The organism is Bacillus sp. TCT6 (genome assembly GCF_056033845.1).
Genome location: NZ_JBVYHX010000001.1, coordinates 2,041,299 through 2,056,395, shown reverse-complemented (window position 1 = coordinate 2,056,395; position 15,097 = coordinate 2,041,299). Strand labels below are relative to the sequence as shown.

The 15,097-nt window shown below is 31.8% G+C and carries 18 protein-coding genes and 1 pseudogene; 6 read left to right on the top strand and 13 right to left on the bottom strand.

Translation table 11 applies throughout. The annotated features are described in order from the left end of the window. Positions 1-2: 2 nt before the first annotated feature. Positions 3-1,046, bottom strand: a complete 1,044-nt coding sequence (locus AC0ONG_RS10535) for an aspartate-semialdehyde dehydrogenase (RefSeq protein WP_000591707.1) — start codon at positions 1,044-1,046, stop codon at positions 3-5. A 129-nt stretch (positions 1,047-1,175) separates the two neighbouring features. Between AC0ONG_RS10535 and AC0ONG_RS10530 the strand changes: the two genes are divergently transcribed. Beyond that, positions 1,176-2,042, top strand: a complete 867-nt coding sequence (locus tag AC0ONG_RS10530) for a LysR family transcriptional regulator (protein ID WP_000425889.1) — start codon at positions 1,176-1,178, stop codon at positions 2,040-2,042. Between the two features lie 70 nt (positions 2,043-2,112). On the opposite strand, the gene AC0ONG_RS10525 is transcribed toward AC0ONG_RS10530, so the two are convergent. The 3 genes from AC0ONG_RS10525 to AC0ONG_RS10515 all read right to left on the bottom strand — a co-directional run bounded on the left by AC0ONG_RS10525 (position 2,113) and on the right by AC0ONG_RS10515 (position 4,530). Continuing rightward, entirely contained in the window at positions 2,113-2,718 is a 606-nt protein-coding gene (locus AC0ONG_RS10525) for a PRK06770 family protein (protein ID WP_000853597.1), read from the bottom strand. Positions 2,719-2,974: 256 nt separating this feature from the next. After that, positions 2,975-3,634: a nucleoside/nucleotide kinase family protein gene (locus AC0ONG_RS10520; protein ID WP_003278212.1), complete on the bottom strand. Its 660-nt coding sequence runs from the start codon at positions 3,632-3,634 to the stop codon at positions 2,975-2,977. Further along, on the bottom strand, positions 3,634-4,530 hold the full coding sequence (locus AC0ONG_RS10515; protein WP_136996473.1) for a CPBP family intramembrane glutamic endopeptidase: 897 nt from the start codon (positions 4,528-4,530) through the stop codon (positions 3,634-3,636). The genes AC0ONG_RS10520 and AC0ONG_RS10515 overlap by 1 nt, the downstream gene beginning before the upstream one ends. Before the next feature lie 383 nt (positions 4,531-4,913). Here AC0ONG_RS10515 and cspD point away from each other — a divergent pair, with 383 nt between their 5' ends. Further along, positions 4,914-5,117 carry a cold-shock protein CspD gene (gene cspD, locus AC0ONG_RS10510; RefSeq protein ID WP_000176366.1) on the top strand — a complete coding sequence of 68 codons (204 nt, stop codon included), beginning with the start codon at positions 4,914-4,916 and terminating at the stop codon, positions 5,115-5,117. Positions 5,118-5,203: 86 nt separating this feature from the next. Continuing rightward, entirely contained in the window at positions 5,204-5,389 is a 186-nt protein-coding gene (locus tag AC0ONG_RS10505) for a cold-shock protein (RefSeq protein ID WP_000286198.1), read from the top strand. A gap of 42 nt (positions 5,390-5,431) precedes the next feature. On the opposite strand, the gene AC0ONG_RS10500 is transcribed toward AC0ONG_RS10505, so the two are convergent. Beyond that, the gene (locus AC0ONG_RS10500; protein ID WP_136996475.1) at positions 5,432-5,983 is read right to left on the bottom strand and encodes a GNAT family N-acetyltransferase; all 552 of its coding nucleotides are present in this window, start codon (positions 5,981-5,983) and stop codon (positions 5,432-5,434) included. 309 nt (positions 5,984-6,292) lie between these two features. On the opposite strand from AC0ONG_RS10500, the pseudogene AC0ONG_RS10495 reads away from it, so the two are divergent. Continuing rightward, a pseudogene (locus AC0ONG_RS10495) lies at positions 6,293-6,840 on the top strand (hypothetical protein). A gap of 55 nt (positions 6,841-6,895) precedes the next feature. On the opposite strand, the gene AC0ONG_RS10490 reads toward AC0ONG_RS10495, so the two are convergent. From AC0ONG_RS10490 to AC0ONG_RS10475, 4 genes are all read right to left on the bottom strand, one after another. Further along, the gene (locus AC0ONG_RS10490) at positions 6,896-8,287 is read right to left on the bottom strand and encodes a protoporphyrinogen oxidase (protein WP_153599049.1); all 1,392 of its coding nucleotides are present in this window, start codon (positions 8,285-8,287) and stop codon (positions 6,896-6,898) included. 177 nt (positions 8,288-8,464) lie between these two features. Beyond that, positions 8,465-8,614: an aspartyl-phosphate phosphatase Spo0E family protein gene (locus AC0ONG_RS10485; RefSeq protein WP_000417698.1), complete on the bottom strand. Its 150-nt coding sequence runs from the start codon at positions 8,612-8,614 to the stop codon at positions 8,465-8,467. 169 nt (positions 8,615-8,783) lie between these two features. After that, a complete protein-coding gene (locus tag AC0ONG_RS10480; protein ID WP_000428900.1) occupies positions 8,784-9,731 on the bottom strand; it encodes a hypothetical protein in 948 nt (315 codons plus the stop codon). A 151-nt stretch (positions 9,732-9,882) separates the two neighbouring features. Further along, a complete protein-coding gene (locus tag AC0ONG_RS10475; protein WP_000581035.1) occupies positions 9,883-10,443 on the bottom strand; it encodes a helix-turn-helix domain-containing protein in 561 nt (186 codons plus the stop codon). Between the two features lie 170 nt (positions 10,444-10,613). On the opposite strand from AC0ONG_RS10475, the gene AC0ONG_RS10470 reads away from it, so the two are divergent. Further along, positions 10,614-11,501 carry a DMT family transporter gene (locus AC0ONG_RS10470; protein WP_000841798.1) on the top strand — a complete coding sequence of 296 codons (888 nt, stop codon included), beginning with the start codon at positions 10,614-10,616 and terminating at the stop codon, positions 11,499-11,501. Between the two features lie 25 nt (positions 11,502-11,526). Here the strand turns inward: AC0ONG_RS10470 and AC0ONG_RS10465 are convergent, their stop codons facing one another. From AC0ONG_RS10465 to catA, 4 genes are all read right to left on the bottom strand, one after another. After that, positions 11,527-12,036 (bottom strand): GNAT family N-acetyltransferase, encoded by a 510-nt coding sequence (locus tag AC0ONG_RS10465; protein WP_000512615.1) that lies wholly within the window; start codon positions 12,034-12,036, stop codon positions 11,527-11,529. 154 nt (positions 12,037-12,190) lie between these two features. Further along, positions 12,191-13,129 (bottom strand): GNAT family N-acetyltransferase, encoded by a 939-nt coding sequence (locus tag AC0ONG_RS10460; protein WP_003278204.1) that lies wholly within the window; start codon positions 13,127-13,129, stop codon positions 12,191-12,193. A gap of 37 nt (positions 13,130-13,166) precedes the next feature. After that, positions 13,167-13,691: a GNAT family N-acetyltransferase gene (locus AC0ONG_RS10455; protein WP_136997559.1), complete on the bottom strand. Its 525-nt coding sequence runs from the start codon at positions 13,689-13,691 to the stop codon at positions 13,167-13,169. Positions 13,692-14,032: 341 nt separating this feature from the next. Further along, positions 14,033-14,683 carry a type A chloramphenicol O-acetyltransferase gene (gene catA / locus AC0ONG_RS10450; RefSeq protein ID WP_000668530.1) on the bottom strand — a complete coding sequence of 217 codons (651 nt, stop codon included), beginning with the start codon at positions 14,681-14,683 and terminating at the stop codon, positions 14,033-14,035. A gap of 200 nt (positions 14,684-14,883) precedes the next feature. On the opposite strand from catA, the gene AC0ONG_RS10445 reads away from it, so the two are divergent. Next, the gene (locus tag AC0ONG_RS10445) at positions 14,884-15,066 is read left to right on the top strand and encodes a DUF4021 domain-containing protein (RefSeq protein WP_001060657.1); all 183 of its coding nucleotides are present in this window, start codon (positions 14,884-14,886) and stop codon (positions 15,064-15,066) included. The last annotated feature ends 31 nt before the right edge of the window (positions 15,067-15,097 follow it).

Genomic DNA, 15,097 nt, shown 5'->3' with positions numbered 1-15,097 from the left:
TATTAAAGTATCCCCCTTTCCACTAAAGTCTCTGCGATTTGAACTGAATTCCAAGCCGCACCTTTCAATAAATTATCGGAAACAATCCAGAGGTGGAATCCGTTTGGCGTATCAGGATCTTTACGTATTCTTCCGACAAATGTATCTATTTTCCCTTCTGCATATAATGGCATTGGATACAGCTGTTCACTAGGGTTATCCTGCAAAATAACACCTGGTGCATCCATTAATACTTCCTTAATTTCCGCAACGGTTGCTTCTTTTTCCAGTTCTATATAAACCGATTCTGAATGCCCTGATACGACTGGAACACGTACACAAGTAGCTGCCATTTTCAAGTTTTCATCTTCTAATATTTTCTTCGTTTCTTGAATCATCTTTACTTCTTCAAAAGTAAAATCATTGTCTGTAAATATATCTACTTGAGGCAGTACATTAAACGCTATTGGATAATGTTTTTTATCTTTTTTCGCCGGTAATATATCACTTTTCACTTCTTTACCAGCAAGCATAGACTTAGCCTGCTCTTGTAATTCATGAATCGCATGAATGCCAGAACCCGATACAGCTTGATATGTTGAAACGATAATTCTTTCTAAACCGAATGATTTTCGAATCGGCTGAAGTGCAGTTACCATCTGTAATGCTGAACAATTTGGAACTGCAATAATACCTTTATGCCGCTCTAAAGTATGCGCATTCACTTCCGGAACAACGAGCGGTACACCTTGTGCCATTCGGTACTCACTTGTGTTATCAATTACAATCGCACCACTAGAAACTGCATGAGTTACAAATTGTCTAGATACTTCTCCCCCAGCACTAAAAAAGGCAATATCTACACCTTCAAAGCTAGTTGTTTTTGCCTCTTGTATAATTATCTCTCGTCCTTTGAATCTTACTTTCTTACCGGCGGATCGTTTTGATGAAAGCAATGTAACTTCAACTATATTAAACTTCATTTCATTCTCTAACAGTTCAATAATTTTTTGCCCTACCGCACCTGTAGCCCCAACAACAGCTACATGATAGCCCTTTTTGATCATCTTTTCTCCTCCAATATCACTTGAATGAATATTTCCACAATTTTATTTTATACGGAATTTAATCATTTGGAAAATTAAAATACATGATATAATCATTCACAAATCATGATAATAAAAGAGGGATCGCTTATGGAAATGAGACATGTTAAAACATTTTGCGCCATTGTGAAGTATGGTAATTTTTCTAAAGCTGCTCATGCGCTAGGTTATGCGCAATCTACTGTTACAGCACATATGAAAGCTTTAGAGAACGATTTACATATTCCTCTTTTCGATCGGTTAGGGAAAAAAGTGCTACTTACAAAAGCAGGTCATCAATTTCATCCTTATGCATTAGAATTACTTGCAATATATGAAAAAGCGCAAGAAATCCCCCAAAATACAGATTATTTAGAAGGTACATTAAGTATTACATCTAATGAATCATTAGCGGTATACCGATTACCACAATTATTACGTACTTACAAACAGAAAAATCCGAAAGTAAATATCGTACTTGAAACAAACACAAATGAACAAGCATTACAAAAATTACGTGAAGGAGAAACAGACGTTGTCTTCATAATTGGAGAAAGTATAGAACATAATGATTTTATTACGCGTACTTTTAGTAATGAAACATTTGGATGGATTTTACCAGCTTATTCCGCTGCACACGCAAATCCATTCCAGTTATTACAGGACACCCAGTTCATTTTTACAGAACAAAGCTGCGGCTATAGGCCAATGGTAGATCGTTTTTTACGTCAAAGTGGAAATATTCCAGCTAAAACATTTGAAACTTCCAATGTTGAAGTCATTAAACAATCCGTTATGTGTGAATTAGGCATTTCAATTCTTCCTTATATCGTTGTACAAGAAAGTTGCCAAAAAGAACAACTATGTTTTCAGCCTATCGAAACTCCAACCATTATTCAAAGTCATGTAATCTATCATAAATCCAGATGGATTTCCCCGGTATTACAGTCGTTTCTTTCCTTACTTGAACGAGACTAAAATATTAAGACGTACATATAAAAAGAGTAATTACCTAATAAGCAATTACTCTTTTTCATTAATTAGTATACTATTTATTAGTCTGTCCCCCGCCTGCAATTAATTTACTACCTGAATATGTACCTTTGTTCATAAACACTTGATTAATTAATTCTTTTTGCTCAGCTTCCGACATTACTCCTTTTCCTTCTCCTAAATTCCCGCTTTGTAATTTCCAAATCTTATTGTGATCTGCATCAACTTTTTCATATTTTCCTTGTTTCCATCGTTCTAAAATTTCTACATATGTACTTCCCTGTACAAGATCATTACTCTTTACAATATCAATTAAGCTTTCAATCCGCTCTTGTGTAATAAAAATATAGCCCCACTTTTGATCAGCTTTCGCTTTTTGATGTGCCATTTCATGTAATGCTGTCTGTATGTTCTCATCTGTCCATTTAAAATTTTTATTAAAACCACTATTCGGCAATGAATAATTGCCATTTTCTAAAAGCTTTGCATCTTCTGCTTTTACATTACTATCAGCTAATACTTCTACTGCTGGAGCAGCTGGTGATGCCTTTTTCGCAGCTGGTTTACTATTATTTAAATAATACAGCATACCATATGTTAAACCTACTCCAATTACCGCCATACCAGCTAGAATACCTATTATTTTAAATAGTGTTTTCATCGCGCTTGTTTCCTCCCAAATATCTCTGTTCTTACTACCTAATTACTTCTTATATAAAAACTGTTCCTTCATTCAAAATATCGCATCCCATCCCCTATCATATTATTTATATATACTTCCTCATATTGTATTTCTTTTTCTTTAAAATTGAAAGATTATTCTGTTAAATAATGAAAATATTCTACAAATTTTCCCTTTATATTTATAAAGAAACAAAAAACAACGAGCGCGATAAATAACACTCGTTGTTTTTACTTTATGCACGATTTTCTTTTAACCACTTCGTAATAGCATCTAACCTCGAAACATCAAAACGTCTTTCTTCACAAACATTTAAACTGTTTAAATTCTTTACAATTTCTATTTCATTCGATTTTACACTTTTCGCCTCAATTAATTTACAATACCCATCTGTAACAGAATTTAAATTTTCATAATAACACTGAAACGATTTTGATATATGTAAATGTTTTTCAAAGTTTCTCCTTCTTTTCGTTTCATCAGATACTTTCCGCTTTCTAAGTTCTTCATCGTTCGTATATAAATAAAAATATTGATCCGGAAAACCAATTTCCCTATTTATCATCTTTTCTTTATAAAAATTTTCTATTACAGATAATGGCTGATTAAATAGATCAAAATGAAAACACCAATTATAACTAAGTGGCTGATATATATCGCCATCGAGTATTACTAATTCATATTGCTCTGACTTCTGAACAGCTATATTCCAGCGCTCAACTTGTTTTTCAAAATACCATGTTCTATGTTCATTTTTTGGCCTTTCAAATAAAGAATTCACTTCAGGTATTATATAAGCACCATAATTCTTTTCTAATTCACGGCACGTGGTACTTTTACCAACAGCGCTTGCTCCCTCAAATGCTATTATCCCCATAGTTTCTCCCCCTTTCATTAACTAAAACTTCGTTGTTTCACTTTTCTTCCCCATAACTTTCTCCATAAAACAATTGAAGCAATAGCGAGCATGATTGTTGTAATGATACTACCTTCAATTCCGAACGAACCTCCATGAAGGAATTCGGGGCCATTTGTTGTAGGTTTAAATAGCGGCGTTGAATATATGGTCATCCCGCTAACTGCAAAACCGTAGACGTTATATTGTGCCCAATTCCAAATGGAATGCCATGCGCAAATCCCCCACAGACTACTGTCTTTTAAAACGTAAACAGCTGCAAATACACCAACTAATATTATATTCGATATTGAAAGAATTGTAATACCTGGATTAAGTAAATGAAGAAAACCAAATAAGAAAGACGTCACAACAATCCCAACCCATATACGACTTCTAACAGAAAGAACCGGGAATAACCAACCTCGTACAATAATTTCTTCCGTTGCCCCTTGTATTAAAAATGCAACTAAAGAACCTACAATACCCAACATAACGGTTACTGTAATTTGTTGCATTTGTAGTGTCACAACTCCTGCCAATAGGAGTAAAATTACTGGTATTGAAATGAAAACAAATCCTATTAATGCACCTCTCAAATATTTTCTTATCCATTGATTTCTCCAAAAACCAATGGATGAAAATGATCTTTTCTCTACAAATCTAATCCATAAAAACACAAAAAATATTGCGCCGCCAAACGTTAATATCATCTCAATGTCGTTATAAATCGCCTTCATAAAAGTTGTTTCTGCTTTCGGTAAAATCAGCATAAACAACATAAATAACTCACCTAAAGTTAAAAATATAATCGCGAGTATGACAGCAAAAACAGGATGAACTTTTCTTCTTCCTTCTTTTACTGCTTCAATTATTTTAAATTGTTTATTTTGCAATATTCTATCCTCCTAATTATGTTACTCATTAGCAATATTAAAATAATATTTAGCCTTTTATTTAAACTTATTTTTTCATATAAATTATTTTTGTTTGGAATAAATCCAAATTAGGAATAATATATAAATAAAAGAGGTGCCTTTGTGCCTTTACTATTATCACCCAGTTTACTCAGTGGTATTACCAGCACTTGCTATTTCCCACCATTTGTTGTAAGATAGTAATTAAGGTCAATTTAACACTATATTTTCTTTGCATATTATCAAGTATCAATCAGGAACATTTTGTACTCCTTATGGGTTTTTGATAATATGTGAACTTTTATTTTCATTCAAATAAGGCCGATCATATTGTAATTTTTCTACTTTTAGGAGGCATTACCATGACATTAACAGGTAAAGTAAAATGGTTTAACAGCGAAAAAGGTTTCGGTTTCATCGAAGTTGCAGACGGTAACGACGTATTCGTTCACTTCTCAGCTATCACTGGCGACGGCTTCAAGTCTCTTGACGAAGGTCAAGAAGTTAGCTTCGAAGTTGAAGAAGGTAACCGCGGACCTCAAGCTAAAAACGTTGTAAAGCTATAATTCAAACAATAAAAAGGTTGTTACCAGCAAGGTTAACAACCTTTTTAATATATAACAAAAATTTTTTACATAAAAGGAGTGGTTACATGTATCGCAATCGAAAGAACGATGTAGCAGAAGTACCACCAGAACAAACCCCTGTTTGGGAATGTGAAGCAGAGGATTGTTTAGGATGGATGAGAAAGAACTTTTCATTTGAAGAAGAGCCTAAATGCCCTTTATGTAAAAGTAGCATGAAAAGCGGAGAACGTTTATTACCTAAATTAGGTTAATTTATAATAAAAAAAACCTCTTTTAATTAAGAGGTTTTTTTATTATAAATTTATGTCCTCCACATCAGTTCGCACTATAGAATACAATAATGCATTGTGTTGCTTATTTCCTTGATGAATATATCCGCGCAATAAACCTTCCTTTTGAAAGCCAATTTTAGATAACATTCTACAAGAAGTAACATTTTCAGGATATGTAATAGCTCCAATTCTAAACAAACCTAAATCTTTAAATCCATAATCAATAATTTCTCCAGCTGCTTCTGAAGCATAACCATTTCCCCAATAGCGAGGATGCAGATCATATCCAATCTCAGATCGTTTACTCCATAATTGTAAATTGTTTAGTCCAATTGTTCCTATTAAAACGTTCGTTTCTTTTAACACAATTCCCCATCGTATTGCCTTTTTCTCAAAGTAATTTTTTGAAAAAGATTCGATCATACGTGAAGCTTGTCCAAACTCCGTAAAAGAATTCATACCGTAGTAACACGTCACTTCATCCAATGAAAAGATTTCATATATTTTTTGACAATAAGATTGTTCTATTTCAACTAAACGTAAGCGTTCTGTTTCTAATATAGGAAATGCCATAGGATCACTCCTTTCTCTCTACTCATTCATTATATCAGAAAAAATATGTATAATTAGTAAAGTCCTTATTGTTCCATAAATCAAACATTTCTAATGGCACATTCTCTCTTAATTCTATATACACGAATTAGATACCTTCTGATTGCACCTCAAACATGACGCTATAATTTCCATAAATCGAATTTTAAATTATCAAGAACTGTAAAGAAATTGTTTCTTCATTTTCTCCTTCTAAACAACCAACCTACCCCATACATTTATGGTAAAATATAGTTAATATTTATTTTATTGTGGAGGTGAAGATTTCCTATGTATATATTCATCAGCTTATCCCTCTTACTCATATTACTTATTTTTTTATTCGCAAAAAAATTCACACCAAACTCATTCATGATGACTAGCTTTAAAGGTAATAGCTTTAGGACATTTTCAATCGGTATTTTAATCGCTGCCATACTCTCACTTTCATATGGAACTTATCATGCGGTAACATATCAACCTAGTTATTTAGATATTAAATTAAAAAATCAAAACTACACTATTTTCGGTAATGTAGGCGAATTCGGTTATTTCTCCGAAGAATTATTAAAAAAAATACAGAAGTACAACTATATTTCGTCTCTTGGAAAACAATACAGTTAAAAAATCCGGTAATACTTATAGAATATCCTTCAGGAAAACAAGAAACATGGAAGCCAAATATCGTATCAATACCGGTAAATAAATTACAAGAAAAACATGATATAAAAGATATTTATCAACTATCACCGTATTCATTTAAAGAGTCTGGAGAAATAACATTAACAATAAAAGAAAACAATGTAAAAAACAATACAATTTCCATTCAAATAAAATAAATAAAAACTGTTCCTCCATTTTGCTGAAGGAACAGTTTTTATTTATTCTACAGTATTATTCATTTAATGTAGCCATTATTTCATTGGCTATATTCTTTCCATTTCCAATACACGCACCAATTCCGACACCATAATATGAGGCACCAGCTACATATACATTTGGATAAAGATTCGTCATTTTTTCTTGCAATGCTTGAACCGCTTGATTATGTTCTAAATGATATTTCGGCATTAAATCTTTCCAATTTGTAACTTCGACTACTTCTGGTTCACCTTTAATTCCGAGACTCTTTTCAATATCATATAAAGCTACTCGTACTAATTCTTCTTCACTATAATTTTTGATTGTTTCATATACCGGATTGGTGCTCTTATAAAACATTCTTACCAATAATTTTTGTTTACCGGATGTATGTTTCCACTTTCGACTTGTCCATGTACAAGCATCACAATGTAAATCACTGTTTTCCGTTACAATAAACCCTGTGCCGTCAGCTGGTAGTTGTTCATCTAGTATGTCAAATCCTAAGTAAATACTTATAAGAGATGAGTTTTTAAATGTATTAAACTGCTCATTTAACTCATTAGACTGTAATAAAGTTTGTGCTATATCATGCGGAGCTGCTAAAACAACATAATCAGCTTGTATTGTTTCATGATTTACAAAAGAAATCTCATATCGATCTTCTTGTTTACTTACAGCCGTCGTTATAGCACCTTTTTTTACGACAGTTTCAGTAAGCACTTCTTCTAAGCGATTAATTATCGTAGATAGTCCACCTTTAAATGATACGAATTTTTTATTTCCTGCTGATTGAAATTGTTTTTTATTCTCTTCAAAACCTTTAATAATACTTCCATACTTATTTTTATAATCCAGTAAATACGGTAATGTAGATGCCATTGTAAGCTCATTCAATTTACCAGAATATACGCCTGAAAGTACAGGAGCAATTTGTCTTTCCACTAACTCTTTCCCTAAGAAACTTTCTAAAAATAGAGCAAGTGATGTATCTTTCGTAAACTCTTTATTTTTCGTTATGAAATCTTTTAAAGCTACGATTTTCCCTTTCGTTGAGACTAGCGTACTGCTAAACAAAGACTGGGCGCTCATCGGTATCCCAAATATAGTATCAGAAGGAATCGGATGTAACATGTTTTCAGAATATATGTAAGAAATACCCGTTTCATTATATACCATTTCATCTTCTAAATTTAAATCTTTTACAAGTGGCATAACATATTCATTACGAGCAACGATTGAATCCGCTCCTGACTCCATAATGAAATCCTTTTCTTCCACACTATGGATTTTACCACCTAAATACTCTTCTTTCTCAATAAGAATTAAATTTAAATCGATATTATAATCCTTTTTTAATTTTTCTAAATAAAACATAGTAGAAAGTCCCGTTATACCTCCACCGATAACAACAACTGTTTTCATATGTGCTGCGCTCCTAACCGATACAATTAATAATTCCTTTTTATTATAACCAAAAGTCCTTATATTCGACTAGCAAGTTGCGCATTCTGTAAGAAATTAGACAATATATTTGAATATATTTTCAAATTACCTAATAAAAAAGAACTATAACATATACAAACCACGTCATAGTTCTCTTTATTTTAAAAACATAAAGTAATTGATTAATTTGTCTAGTTCTTGACTCAATGCCAATACTTTTTCATGTTGAATTCCATAATCCGATACTAAATATAAAAGTTCTTCTTTTTTTATTTCAATTACTTTTTCTAATTTCGCTAGTTCCATGTCGTTTTACATCTCTCCAAAAATAAAATGTATGTATTTCAGTATAGCCTACTTACATAATTAGTAAAAGTAAAATACGCATGTAAAATCTTACAAATTTGAAAAAATAATATACTACTAACAAAAAAGAAACTAGATTAAGCTCCCTCTTACAGATTATTGACGTTCATTAAGAATTAATAACATACCGGAATTTTTCTAATGTTATATCTTTATAATCTGGAGCTCTCTTTATATGATTAAAATAACTATATGAGAATTTAAATACATGACCAAAATCCCAATCGAATTCACTATAGTCTTTTATCCAAAATATATTTTCAGTTGGTAAAATATTTGCACGTTTAGATTGAATTAAAGGTAATCGATCTATAGGTGAGTGTAAAGTTATTCCCGTATTCAGCTTGAGCTTTTGGCTAGCTCGTAGTACGTATACTAGTTTTAAAAGCGGGCGTATCCCTCGTTGAAATATATCTATATGCCCTAAATCGTACATTATATTAATTGCGTGGGAGTAAGTAAGCAAATGCCCAATTAAATCATGATGCGATTCCGCTCGATAAATACTATTAAATTTCGATAACTCATTTAAAATGAACTGAGATACTTGTGTTGGATTACTCAATTCACTTTTTATCTCATCTTCAAAACTTAATTGTTTTACTTCTTTCGTCGTATAACCAATCCACGATCTACCTGGAATTGTTTTTCGAAATGATAAAATAAGAGTAGTAATCCCTTCAATTGCTTGATTATCGCCCCATTTTTGTAGCTCTTTCATAGCCAATAAACTTAATGACGCATAAATGACGTTATGCCCCACCCAATGAAGTTCATCAATCGTTTGTTCTAAAGATTTTATAATCATATTCTCCGCAATTTGAAAATCTATTTCTTTTTTATCATCAATCATCTCACCAATTTTTTTCTTGTTCAGCATCATCCTTGTTTGCGAATACATATTACGAGCTGTTTCTTCATCAATATTATTATCTTTCATAAAAAAATAACTAGCAATTGCAGCTGCTCCAAAATGCGCATGCCAAATATCATTTGTTTCTTTTTTGCATTGAGAAATAATTGAAAGGCCGCCTTTTAAAATACTTTTGTTTTCCATTTTCTATCTCCCCTAATAAAGTGAAACTTTAATCAGCCCTTACCAATCGGGCATTTATGGGCAGTTAATCCCCCACCTAACTTCTTTACTTTCGCTGAATTTTGAGGGAGGTCTTACTGCCCGTTAATGCGGGATAAAAATCACTATATTTTCACCCTAAAGATGGTGTCAGTACAAATAAAATGTGATTCGATTCATCACTTTTATTCAAAAATCGATGCTTCACATTCGGTGGAATACGTACAACATCGCCTTCTTCTAAAAAATATTCTTTTCCCTCCAATTCCACATACACTTCCCCTTTCATAACAACAGCAATCTCTTCCTTATCTTCATGGGAATAATGGCTTTGTGTTGTGTTTGCTTGTTTATTTAAATCCATCATTAGCATTTCAATACGTGCTTTCATAAAATCAGGTGTTAATACATCATATACAATGTGATTATTGTTTTCCCGATATACTTTTTTTCGATCTTTTTTCTTAGAAATGAGCGAATCTGTATCAATTTCGTTAATAAAAAGTGTAAACAGCGGTACATTTAATGCTTTTGCAATTAATTCCAAAACATTTAAAGAAGGATTAGCATGCCCTCTTTCAATTTGGCTAATTAACGATGTACTAATCCCTGCATAATCAGCGAATTCACGAATTGTCATGTTATTTTTCTTACGGTAACTTAATACCGTTTGTCCAAGCCTATCATGTATCATAGTAAAAATTCCTTTCGTCCATCATAATGCATGTTTCTTTGTCTTTGTGCTGACATACTAAACAAAGGCAAATAATCCTTCCCTATTATCTCCGGGACTTATATACTTACTTTTGTACATTATATCGTATCAAGTTTATTATAATAAACATTCTATCGGAGGGACAAACTTTGAAATCACCTATTCTTTCATATTGCATCTTATTTTTTGGTGTATTCGCCTTATCAACTTCAGCAATTTTTGTAAAATTGGCAGATGCTCCTGCTACAATCATTGCTTTTTACCGATTATTCTTTGCCACACTGATTCTGTTACCGTTATTACTATTTAATAAAAATAGTCGAAATGAGCTAAAAACTTTAACGAAAAAACAATGGGGATTCGGATCCATATCTGGGCTATTTTTAGCTGCACATTATGTACTTTGGTTTGAATCATTACAATATACTTCTGTAGCAAGCTCTACAGTTATCGTAACGCTACAACCTTTGTTCTCAATGATTGGTGTTTATTTTTTATTTAAGGAGAGATTTACGAAAGGAGCGGTTATTGGTTGCCTCATCGCTATTTCAGGTAGTATCGTTATTGGCTGGCAAGATTTCCAAATTAGTGGAGCAGCTTTATATGGAGATATTTTAGCATTTATCGCTGCCGGTATCATTACTGCTTATTTTTTCATTAGCCAACACGTTCGTAAAGATTTGGCACTTATACCATATTCGGTAATTAGTTATGGAAGTAGTGCTGGCTTTCTTGGCATATTTGCTTTCACGCAACAAGAATCTTTCATCCATTATTCTACACAAACTTGGTTGTGCTTTATTGGATTAGCTTTCATTGCTACAATTTTAGGACAAACCATTTTTAATTGGTTATTAAAATGGATGAGTGCTACTTTAATTTCAATGAGCATTTTAGGAGAAACAATTGGAACTTGTATACTAGCGTACTTTATATTACATGAGACCATTTCTTTACAACAAGGACTAGGAATTACCGTTATTTTTATTGGTTTAGTATTATTTTTATTACAGCCAAATTCTAATAAAAAAGCATGACAGTATACTGTCATGCTTTTAACTATTAATTATGTACAATTAAACCATCCGGTCTAAAACGACTCATCATAATTTCATTAATAAACTTTCCATGAGCTTTCAAATTCCCTATCTTTACTCCCTCTTCTACAAATCCAAATTTTTCATATAAAGCTTTTGCTTTTGGATTCGTTTCTAACACACCTAGTTCTACTCTCTCTAACATTAACCAATTATCAGCCAGATCAAGCATCTTCGTAAGAAGTGCTTTCCCAATTCCTTTATTATGATATTCACTATCAACCCCAATGAATAAATCGCCTGAATGAGATCTTCGTCCCGGACTTTGTGTTAAACCTACAAACCCAACAATTTCTCCATCATATTCTGCAACAAATTCAAATTGATTTGGTGCTAAATTTCGAATTCTATTTTCCATAGCGTCTACACGCATGCTAGGTAAGAAAACCATATACGGTAAAACGTCATCTTGTATACATATACGATGAATTGCTCTAGCATCTTGTATTTCTACTGCTCTAACGTTGATCCCCATCTTTCTCTCCTCCATATAAATAACAATATATTTGTGTGTATTCTAGAAACGTTCATGAATGACCTTCTCACTCGTATTTCTTTATGTCATTTTCACATAATTATTTCGATATAATACTTATTTTCCTAAAAGATTAACAACTATATGGATATGGTTAACTTTTCACCTTGTTATATAAATTAAGCAAATTTTCAATCAGAATACCATTTAGTTTCATGCCGACTATATCACAATTTTCTATTTCAATATTTTTCAAATTACTATTACTTATGGTGCTACCTTCCAAATCACATTTATCGAATACAATAGGTTCCTTCTCATCTCCGAGACTTGTATTTTTAAATTGCACTCCACCTAAAGTCACCAAATTAAATTTACTGCCAGAAAGATTTAAATCTGCATATGATGACCTTCTAAAATTTATATTTCTAAACTTTGATTGACTTACATTACAATTACTCATATTCGTATTCATTATATTGCTACCAACAAATGAACTGTTTTTTAAATTCACTTGATAATACTCTGTATTTGCTAAATTACAGTTTTCGTATTGACTATTTTTCATATCTTTATTTGTAACTACACTCTCTTTGTTTGAGCTTGTTTTTATTCTTTTCACGTAACAATACTCATCTTCCGATTCAAAAATCATTTGGTAACCTATCTTTTTATAAAAGTGATGATTGTTAATTTGTCTACTAGATGTTTCGAGATCCCAAATCTTTATGTTCGGATATTCCTTTTCTATTAATTTCATAACATGTGATCCAATTCCTTTTCCTTGATAAACAGGATCTACAAAAATACGATCAATTCGACCGTACGACTTACCAGAAATCGTAACTATTATCCCTCCGATTATTTCTTTATCCATGACAACTTTGAAAGAATCCAATTCTTCAATGGAATATTCCATCATTTCAACTGAAGAATATCCTGGCGGTTGAATGTTATAATCAATGACATTATCTTGGCCGTATAGCCATTGTTTTGCTTCTGCATCAAATGTTCTTTTCATTATTTCTGTTAATTTCTCAGCATCTAAAATTGTAGCTTTTTCTATAGATATCATTGTTGTTTTCCCTTTCATTATTACAAACCAACAACTATTGTGAATTCCATAATTATCAATTCACTTTTATTTTTAATGCTTTTCCCATTATTATATATGGAACATCATTTTTACTTGGATGAAATGGCTCTAATACATTTACCCAATCTAATCTTTCATATAACGAACGTGCTTTTTCATTGTTTATTTGTGTTGTTAAAACACTTGTTCTATTTGAAAGCCCTTCTAGTAATTTATTATGTAATTTTGTTCCAAGACCTTCATTTTGGTATTGTGGGTGAACTGCTAACTCTACAAATTCAAAACAATCTTGTAACCATTCGTCTACTTGCTCTAGATGTAACGCTTCTCTCATTAATTGATTATAGTACTGTCTCTCCATTGAGCGATAACCATAAGTAAAGCCAACTACTTCATTTTCATCATTTATTGCTACTATACCTTTAAAACCTGTATATTCTATATGCCTATTCATTCGCTCGATCATTTCATTGAAATTTGTTTTCTCAAATATTTTACAATACAATTTTGCCATATTCCCAATTAAGATTTCATCTTTTTCAATGCTTAAGAATTTCACTTTATTCCCCCCTATTAAAACATTTATATCCTTAAATTTTTAAAAACAAAGAAAATTAATACTAATCACTCTCTTTACTATCAAACTACAAATCACCCTATATTTTCCACAATTACTTAGTATTAATGAATAAAAGAAGAGACCATGTAATATCAACATGTTCTCTTCTTTTATTCATTTTCAATTTTATCCCGCTATTTGCCGGACAGTAAGACCCCCACCTCAAAATTCAGCAAAAGTAAAGAAGTTAAGTGGGGCCCTGCTGCCCGTGAACGCCCGATTGGTGAGGGCTGAACCCCCCACTGATTAAAGTTTCACTTTATATAATTAAAAATTAGATATTACTTAAGCCACTCGTTGCAAGTATTACTTAACTGCTGTAAATCTTCTATAAATTGACTCGCATCATATCCATCACAAACCGAATGATGTACTTGCAATGAAACTGGTAGCATAACCTTATTTCCTTCGTTAAAATATTTCCCACAAGTTATAATTGGCAATAGAAATTTTTCATCATTATTAATATTAAGATTAAATCCAGTAAAACTAGTCCAAGGTATGCTAGAAATCGGAAATACATTAGGCGGAATATTTTCTTTCGTGAAAAGACCATGAACATTAGCATAGCATCTCATATCGTCTTCATAATTTTTATAGAAAGTGCGGAAATCACTTGAATAATCCGTCCATATACTTGAAAAAGACTTATCATCTTTATGAAAGATTGTATAATTCGGTATCATTTCCTCCCAATAGCCTAAAACTCCTTCATCGTTAAAACATGTTCGAAATTTTTTATGATTATTTACTACTCTAGAAATTAAATATATAAAAACGGGATAAAATTTTATTCCCTTTTGATATACTTCCTCTAATAACATCGTGATATCAACATTCACAGTCATACTAAATGTACATTTCAACTTTAAATAATGCTCAAAATACTGCTCTCTATTCCAATCTTCTCTATCAATTACATGGAACTTCATTCTAATAGCCTCCTAAAATTTTCTTTTTATTTTAGAAGGCTAATTCCCTTGCTTTCACCATAATTGTTCACTCCTAACAGTGTACATTTCACCCTAATTATTTATTTAATTATATAACATATGTAAGAATCAATTCACATATTTCTGGAAATCCATCCACATACTATAGATAAATCAAATGAAATTTGGAGGATACATACATGAATAACAAAAATATGAATAAAAAAGAAAATGTTACTGAAAACACTACATCTATTCAAAATAATAATACTGCAAACCTTACTATCGAAGAACAAGCAATGAACGGCTTATACGGAATGCCCGAAACAACAATTGAAGATGCTGATCACGCTGCAGCTGATGATTTGACTTCAAAAAATTAATTAACTACATTGAAAAAGCCAAGGAAAATAT

Bases quoted from the DNA above. Each gene is read 5' to 3' on its own strand.
- catA (WP_000668530.1), bottom strand. From the start codon at position 14,683: ATGAAGTTCCATGTAATTGATAGAGAAGATTGGAATAGAGAGCAGTAT.
- AC0ONG_RS10465 (WP_000512615.1), bottom strand. From the start codon at position 12,036: ATGGGGATCAACGTTAGAGCAGTAGAAATACAAGATGCTAGAGCAATT.
- AC0ONG_RS10460 (WP_003278204.1), bottom strand. From the start codon at position 13,129: ATGAAAGGGAAAACAACAATGATATCTATAGAAAAAGCTACAATTTTA.
- AC0ONG_RS10475 (WP_000581035.1), bottom strand. From the start codon at position 10,443: ATGATACATGATAGGCTTGGACAAACGGTATTAAGTTACCGTAAGAAA.
- AC0ONG_RS10500 (WP_136996475.1), bottom strand. From the start codon at position 5,983: ATGGCATTTCCTATATTAGAAACAGAACGCTTACGTTTAGTTGAAATA.
- AC0ONG_RS10530 (WP_000425889.1), top strand. From the start codon at position 1,176: ATGGAAATGAGACATGTTAAAACATTTTGCGCCATTGTGAAGTATGGT.
- AC0ONG_RS10535 (WP_000591707.1), bottom strand. From the start codon at position 1,046: ATGATCAAAAAGGGCTATCATGTAGCTGTTGTTGGGGCTACAGGTGCG.
- AC0ONG_RS10520 (WP_003278212.1), bottom strand. From the start codon at position 3,634: ATGAAAGGGGGAGAAACTATGGGGATAATAGCATTTGAGGGAGCAAGC.
- cspD (WP_000176366.1), top strand. From the start codon at position 4,914: ATGACATTAACAGGTAAAGTAAAATGGTTTAACAGCGAAAAAGGTTTC.
- AC0ONG_RS10445 (WP_001060657.1), top strand. From the start codon at position 14,884: ATGAATAACAAAAATATGAATAAAAAAGAAAATGTTACTGAAAACACT.
- AC0ONG_RS10505 (WP_000286198.1), top strand. From the start codon at position 5,204: ATGTATCGCAATCGAAAGAACGATGTAGCAGAAGTACCACCAGAACAA.
- AC0ONG_RS10525 (WP_000853597.1), bottom strand. From the start codon at position 2,718: ATGAAAACACTATTTAAAATAATAGGTATTCTAGCTGGTATGGCGGTA.
- AC0ONG_RS10485 (WP_000417698.1), bottom strand. From the start codon at position 8,614: ATGGAACTAGCGAAATTAGAAAAAGTAATTGAAATAAAAAAAGAAGAA.
- AC0ONG_RS10480 (WP_000428900.1), bottom strand. From the start codon at position 9,731: ATGGAAAACAAAAGTATTTTAAAAGGCGGCCTTTCAATTATTTCTCAA.
- AC0ONG_RS10490 (WP_153599049.1), bottom strand. From the start codon at position 8,287: ATGAAAACAGTTGTTGTTATCGGTGGAGGTATAACGGGACTTTCTACT.